The 2545-nt window shown below is 69.0% G+C and carries 1 protein-coding gene; it reads right to left on the bottom strand.

Annotated features, from left to right (window positions below; genetic code table 11):
- Nucleotides 1-88: 88 nt before the first annotated feature.
- Nucleotides 89-2149: an MMPL family transporter gene (locus FXN61_RS48690; protein ID WP_223165911.1), complete on the bottom strand. Its 2061-nt coding sequence runs from the start codon at nt 2147-2149 to the stop codon at nt 89-91.
- Nucleotides 2150-2545 lie beyond the last annotated feature (396 nt).

Here is a 2545-nt window from a genome sequence, read left to right on the forward strand (position 1 = left end):
CTGCTCCCCTCGACCCCGCCTCCGGTGGCAACGGTCGTGCTGGACATCCTGCGCACCGCCATCTCCCGCCCGAACCTGGCCCTGGTGGTCACATCCGCCGGTCGATCAGCAGGGTGAGAGCGGGCACCAGGACCGACCGCACCAGCAGGGCGTCGAGCAGCACGCCGAAGGCGACCAGGAACCCGACCTCGATCAGCATCACCAGCGGAAGCGTGACGAGGACCGCGAACGTGGCCGCCAGGACCAGGCCCGCCGACGTGATCACACCACCGGTGGCGGACAGTGCTTTGAGCATGCCCTCTCGGGTGCCCAGACGCACTGCCTCCTCCCGTGCCCGGCTGGCCAGGAAGATGTTGTAGTCGACGCCGAGCGCCACCAGGAACAGGAACGCCAGCAGCGGCACCGAGTAGTCGACGCCCTTGAACCCGAGGATCGTGTCGAAGACGAACACGCTGCCGCCGAAGGCCGCGGCGAACGAGACGATCACGGTGGCCATCAGGACCAGCGGGGCCACCACCGCTCGGAGCAGCAGCCCGAGGACGATCAGGACGACGACGAGCACCAACGGGATCACCAGCTTCTCGTCGCGGCTGGTGGTCACCTTGGTGTCGAGGTTCTCCGCACTCGGCCCGCCGACGATCGCCTCCGCCCCGCTCACCGCGTGCACGGCGGTGCGCACCCGCTTGATCGTGTCGTACTCCGCGACGGTGTCCGGCGCGTCCGTCGGGAACACCGAGATGTCGGCCCAGCCACCGCTGGACTGACCCGGGATGGCCACTGCCACACCGCGAGTGCCCTTGACGACGTCGAGCACCCGCTCCTGGTACGCCGGCCGCGTGAAGATCGTCATCGGCTGGCCGCCGAGCTCCGGAAAGTGCTGGCGGAGAACGGAGAAGCCGGTGACCGACTCCGGCGCGGACACGAACTGGTCCTGCTCCCGCAGGGCACCGGTGTTGCCCGCCAGCCCGATGGCGAGCACGCCCAGGACTCCGAGCGAGCCGAGCGTCGCCACCCACCGGCGGCGACTGATGGCGGCGCCGAGCCGTACCCACAGCCCCGGCTTCTCCTCCACGGCCGTGCTGAACCGCGGGATGGCCGGCCAGAAGATCCGCCTGCCGAGCACCACCAGCATCGCCGGGAACAGCGTCAGCATGGCCACCAACGCGCACAGGATGCCGGCCGCGCCGATCGGGCCCAGCCCGCTGGTGCTGTTGAGGTCCGCGACGAGCAGGCAGAGCAGGCCGGCGATCACGGTGGCCGCGGACGCGACGATGGCCGGCGCCGCGCCGCGTAGCGCGTGGATCATCGCGACCCGGACGTTCTCGTGGTGGTGCAGTGCTTCCCGATATCGGGCGATGAGCAACAGCGCGTAGTCCGTGCCGACGCCGAACACCAGGATCGTCAGCAGCGCCGAGTTCTGGTCGTTGACCACGATGCCGAAGCCCTTGACGAGCAGGTACACGGTCGCCATCGCGGTCAGTGCGGCCGCGCCCACGGCCACCAGCGGGATGAGCCACAACACCGGGCTGCGGTAGGTGATGATGAGCAGGAGCGTGACGACGACGATGGTGGTGAGGAGGACCTGCAGGTCGATGCCGTCAAAGACGGCGTCCATGTCGCCGTCGACCGCGGCCGGGCCGGTCACGTCGAGTTCCAGGCCGGCGGGGCGGTCCTTCGCGGCGTCACGCAACGGGCCGACGATGGCCTCCGGTGCGCCGTAGGTCGTGCTCACATCGAGGGTGAACATCATCGCCTTGCCGTCGGTGGAGGGTCTCGTCTGCGAGCCCTCGTCGTCCTCGCCGGCCGGGGCCACCACCTTGGGCGGGTACCGCTTGGCAAGGGTGTCGTAGTGGCGCTCGACCATCGCGCGGTCGGCGTCGGTCATGCCGCTGTCGCGGTGGTACACGAAGACGAACGTGTTGTCGTTCCCGCCGGGGAGACTGTCCTCCAGCACCGCGACCTTGGTGGACTCGGCGCCGGCCGGCAGAGTGTCCGCAGCTTTGTCGGTGGTGACCGAACTCAGCTTTCCGCTCAACGGCCCCATGACGACCGTCAGCACCAACCACAAGCCGATCACCAACCACGGCACCCACCGGCCTGCCAACCGACCGGCCGGCGTCTCCCCGGACGGCGCTGCGTTGACTGCCATTCACGAGCCTCCTACATACGTGCTACTTCGCCTATCTGGCGCCGACTTCCTACCGAGCGAATCTGAGAAGACCGTTAATGCGGTGCTCAGGCCGGTTGGCAGGACCAGGCGCCCAGCGCACGCACCGGGGTAGCGGCAGTCCTGTGTGGACGCCGCGGAGTAATACCGTCGTACCGCCTCCCTCCTGAAGTGACGACCGCGGTACGACGAAACGGGACGGATTTGGCCTTAGCGTTCAGGCCATGACGAAACCTGATAGTCCACTGTGGAGGTTTGGGGCGGCCACCACGGCGCTGGCGACGGCGTTCGCTGTCGTCGCCTGCGGGTCGAACGCCGGCAACGGTGCGGCACCCACCCTCGGCCGGCTCGCACAACGCGCACGCGGGCCAGTCGCCG

It is taken from the genome of Lentzea indica (assembly GCF_012184385.1).
Lineage (GTDB): Bacteria > Actinomycetota > Actinomycetes > Mycobacteriales > Pseudonocardiaceae > Lentzea > Lentzea indica.

Coding starts and splice junctions, on each gene's coding strand:
- FXN61_RS48690 (WP_223165911.1), bottom strand. CDS start 2,149: ATGGCAGTCAACGCAGCGCCGTCCGGGGAGACGCCGGCCGGTCGGTTG.